We start from the raw sequence: 3,790 nt of genomic DNA, 5'->3' as shown, positions 1-3,790 counted from the left end.
GAAAAAGACAGGCCCTCGAGCCTGTCCGCGAGACCCCGCGCGGCGGCCTCGCCAACCGGGGTCAACGGCATGTCGGTGCGGCCGGTATGCTGCCCCGAAAGGCTCCATGCCGTTTCACCATGCCGGACCAGATGGATTTGCGGATACGGGTTGCTCATGGACTGCCTTTCAATGTCACCGGCACCTTAGGCGACGATGCGGCAAAGGGGAATCCGCTTGGTACAAGACTGCGTGGTCGCCTGGCCTTGATCCGCGGCGGGGCCGGCCCTGTGATCGGCCCGAGGCCGCAACTATATCAAGGCCAGCCCTCCACAAGGCTCCCGCCACCTCAAGGGCATCGGCCCTTGCGCAACAGGTCATGTCATCATGTACAAACATTTGCTCATCGCCACGGACGGATCGGAACTGGCCGACAAGGGCGTTACCCACGGCCTGACATTGGCCAAGGGCCTCGGCGCCTCTGTTACTTTCATCACCGTCTCCGAACAATTCCCGATCTTCGCCTGGGGCGGCGCCATGGCCGGCTACGCCGCCGGCGATGAACTGGCCGCCTATCAGGAAGAAGCGCGCAAATACGCCAAGGAAGTTCTCGACAAGTGCAAGGCATCGGCCGACGCCGCCGGCGTCTCGGCGGAGGTCGTGCATGTCGAGGACAAAAGGCCCGCCGAAGCCATTCTGGAACTGTCGCAGGCCCTGGGCTGCGACCTGATCGTCATGGCTTCGCACGGCCGCCGCGGACTAGGCAAGCTGCTCCTCGGCAGCCAGACGGCGGAAGTGCTGTCCTACACGGAGATCCCGGTGCTGGTCGTGCGGTAGGGCTACTACGGATCGCATGCTCCATCGAAGCGGGTAATGACAATGTCGTTACGCTGTGCTAGATATGCGCAACGAAGGAGCCGTCCATGCCAACGTCACATCATCCGGTGCCGAAGAGCGTTCCGCTCAACATCCGCGTCAAGCCGGAAGTTCGCAATCTGATCGACCGCGCAGCCGAATTGCTCGGTAAGAATCGCACCGACTTCATGCTTGAAGCCTCGCAACGCGCCGCTGAGGAAGCGTTGCTCAACCGTCTCGTGTTTACCGTCGAACCGGATGTCTACGCTGCGTTTCTGGCACGCCTCGACGCGCCGCCGCAGCCCAACGACCGATTGCGCCGCACGATGACGACAAAGGCTCCGTGGGAAGCTGCGTGACGCTGTCGGTCCCGGTTCCACTCGCGGATCATCACGAACTCGGGGAATTTTCGTCGGGCATTACAGCGCTCGACGATTGGTTGAAAAAACGTGCTCGCACCAATCAAGCGGGCGGTGCATCCCGGACCTATGTGACTTGCAAAGGCAACCGTGTGATTGGCTACTATGCCGTTGCCAGCGGCGCCGTGAAAATGGTCGAAGCTTCCAGCCGTTTCCGGCGCAACATGCCCGATCCGATCCCCGTCGCAGTGCTAGGCAGGTTGGCCGTAGACCAAGCCTATCACGGTCGGGGCATCGGTCGGGCGCTGGTAAGGGATGCCGGTCTACGAATTCTCCAGGCTGCTGAAATACTGGGCATCAAAGGCATAGTGGTGCATGCGATTTCCGACGATGCCCGAGCTTTCTACATCACCATCGGGTTCGAGCCCTCGCCGGTCGAGCCGTTGACACTCATGGTCACGCTCGCTGATCTCAGCGAAAGCATTGGCTGACGACTTCCTGCCAGTGCTCTGGGGAAGTCCGGCGCCTAGAACACCAACTCCCCCACGAGATAGACCCCAAGCGCCAGCAACCCCGCGAAGAACACTTTGCGGAAGGTCTCGACGCTCATCTTCTGGCGCAGCGCCTGGCCGGCGAACATGCCGGCCAGCGCCGGCACAAGGGCTGCGACCGACCCCACCAGTTGCGCACTCGGCGACGCCAGGGCGCCTGCCTTGAACAACCCGATGGCGAGCGCCGCCGTCGACACGGTGAAGGACAGGCCGAGCGCCTGGATCAGGTCTTCTTTCTCCAGCCGCAGCGACTGCAGATAGGGCACCGCCGGGATGACGAAGACGCCGGTGGCGCCGGTGACCAGCCCGGTCGCCACCCCGACCAGCGGTGACATCAAGGCTTCGCGGCGCGCCGGCGTGGTGAAGCCGGCTTTGGCGAGGCCGAGGATCGCATAAAGCACCAGTGCGGCGCCCAGCCCCACTGAGGCCGCGCCCGTATGCGTGCCGGTCAGCAGGCCGGCGCCGGCAACGGTGCCGAGCATCACGCCGGCCATCATCGTCCACAGCCGCTTGCACAGCCGGGCGAAGGACGGGCCGGTCAGCAATTGCCAGAGGTTGGTAACCAGCGACGGGATCAAGAGCAGGGCAGCCGCCTGCGCCGGCGGCATCGTCACCGCCAGCAGGCCCATCGCAACGGTCGGCAGGCCCATGCCGACGACGCCCTTGACGAAGCCGGCGGCGAGGAACACGGCGCCGATCCAGGCGAGGATGCCGGCGCTCAGCATGATCGTATCTTCAGGGCCGGATCAGTCATGCAGCAGCATATCGGTTGCGTCGGCATCCGGGCTGGCGGCCTTTGCCGGCGCCGCATCGCGGCTGGTGGATACGACCGTCGCCGCGCATCCCCGCAGGCCTGATCCCGCTCGCGCCATGGCAAGGCCGGCCACCGCAATGGCCAGCACGATCGCCGTGCTTTCAAGAATGCCGAGCCGGCCTGATGTTCGTTCGTTCATCGCAATTCTCCTTCGAAACTGTTTGACGAAAATCCTGGCCGATCACAATGTGGAAGTTGCGCTGCCAGCCTTCGGCCACGACGAAGGCTGGTTGGCCGACCGCCTTCCCGGCGCTGAATATTCGCAGGAGCAAGAGAATGCGCTTCGATCTGGTCGATCTCCGCCTGTTCCTGCTGGTGGCCGAACGCGGCAGCATCACCCATGGCGCCGAGCTTGCCGGACTGGCCCTGGCGTCGGCCAGCGCCCGCATCAAGGGCATGGAGGAGCGGCTCGGCGCGCCGCTGCTGGAGCGCCGGCGCCGTGGGGTGGTGCCGACGGCGGCCGGACAGGCGCTGCTGCATCATGCGCGCGCGGTGCAGAACCAGATCGAAGCGATGACCGGCGACCTCGCCGCCTATGCCACCGGCCTGCGCGCCCGCGTCCGGCTGATGGCCAACACCGCCGCCACAGCCGAGTTGCTGCGCGAGATCCTGCCCGCCTTCCTTGTCGCGCATCCCGGCATCGACATCGAGCTCGACGAGCGCCCCAGCCATGAGATCGCGCAAGCCGTGGCCAGTGGTGCGGCCGATCTCGGCATCGCCGCCACCTGGGCCGGCCTTGCGCACCTCGAGCAGAAACCGTTCTTCATCGACCGGCTGGTGGTGATCGCCGCGCGAAACCGGCCCGGCCTTGAAGGCCGCACCGTCAACCTCACTGAGCTTCTCGGCGAATCTTTCGTCGGCCTCAGCACCGGCCATGCGCTGCAGGAGCACATCGCCCGCCAGGCGGCCCGCCTTGGCGGCCATCTGCATATCCGCATCCACGTTCCCGGCCTCGACAATGTCTGCCGGCTGGTCGCGCAAGGTGCCGGCATCGCCATCGTGCCGGAAAGTGCCGCCCGCCGCTCGGCGCGGACGCTACGCACACTGCGGCTGACCGATGACTGGGCAACGCGCCAGCTCAACCTCTGCGCCCGCCGCTTCGACGAGTTGACACCGCAGGCAAAATTGCTCGCGACAGCGCTGGCGTGAGCCGGACAGCGAGCACCTATCCCCATCAGCGCTGAATCATTGCCTTGCTTTTCAAATGTTCGTGACGTAGCTTGTTTGCACAT

7 protein-coding genes are annotated in these 3,790 nt (G+C 64.9%); 4 read left to right on the top strand and 3 right to left on the bottom strand.

Features of this window, described 5'->3' with window-relative positions:
- A partial coding sequence (locus EN994_RS22045; protein ID WP_164746069.1) for a histidine phosphatase family protein occupies nt 1-158 on the bottom strand: 158 nt, incomplete at its 3' end.
- A 208-nt stretch (nt 159-366) separates the two neighbouring features.
- Between EN994_RS22045 and EN994_RS22040 the strand changes: the two genes are divergently transcribed.
- The 3 genes from EN994_RS22040 (at nt 367) to EN994_RS22030 (ending at nt 1,684) form a co-directional block, all read left to right on the top strand.
- Nucleotides 367-816 (top strand): universal stress protein, encoded by a 450-nt coding sequence (locus EN994_RS22040; RefSeq protein ID WP_027160859.1) that lies wholly within the window; start codon nt 367-369, stop codon nt 814-816.
- 86 nt (nt 817-902) lie between these two features.
- Nucleotides 903-1,193: a DUF1778 domain-containing protein gene (locus tag EN994_RS22035; RefSeq protein ID WP_013530564.1), complete on the top strand. Its 291-nt coding sequence runs from the start codon at nt 903-905 to the stop codon at nt 1,191-1,193.
- Entirely contained in the window at nt 1,190-1,684 is a 495-nt protein-coding gene (locus tag EN994_RS22030; protein WP_063168651.1) for a GNAT family N-acetyltransferase, read from the top strand. The genes EN994_RS22035 and EN994_RS22030 overlap by 4 nt, the downstream gene beginning before the upstream one ends.
- Before the next feature lie 35 nt (nt 1,685-1,719).
- Here EN994_RS22030 and EN994_RS22025 read toward each other — a convergent pair whose 3' ends face one another.
- Entirely contained in the window at nt 1,720-2,469 is a 750-nt protein-coding gene (locus EN994_RS22025) for a sulfite exporter TauE/SafE family protein (protein WP_063168652.1), read from the bottom strand.
- Nucleotides 2,470-2,490: 21 nt separating this feature from the next.
- Nucleotides 2,491-2,697, bottom strand: a complete 207-nt coding sequence (locus EN994_RS22020; protein WP_063168653.1) for a hypothetical protein — start codon at nt 2,695-2,697, stop codon at nt 2,491-2,493.
- Between the two features lie 137 nt (nt 2,698-2,834).
- On the opposite strand from EN994_RS22020, the gene EN994_RS22015 reads away from it, so the two are divergent.
- Nucleotides 2,835-3,707: a LysR substrate-binding domain-containing protein gene (locus EN994_RS22015; protein WP_063170296.1), complete on the top strand. Its 873-nt coding sequence runs from the start codon at nt 2,835-2,837 to the stop codon at nt 3,705-3,707.
- The last annotated feature ends 83 nt before the right edge of the window (nt 3,708-3,790 follow it).

The sequence above is a fragment of the Mesorhizobium sp. M7A.F.Ca.CA.002.09.1.1 genome, assembly GCF_003998555.1.
Taxonomy (GTDB): Bacteria; Pseudomonadota; Alphaproteobacteria; order Rhizobiales; family Rhizobiaceae; genus Mesorhizobium; species Mesorhizobium ciceri.
Note: the sequence above shows the minus strand (reverse complement) of the source record. Positions and strands in the feature narration are given on the sequence as shown.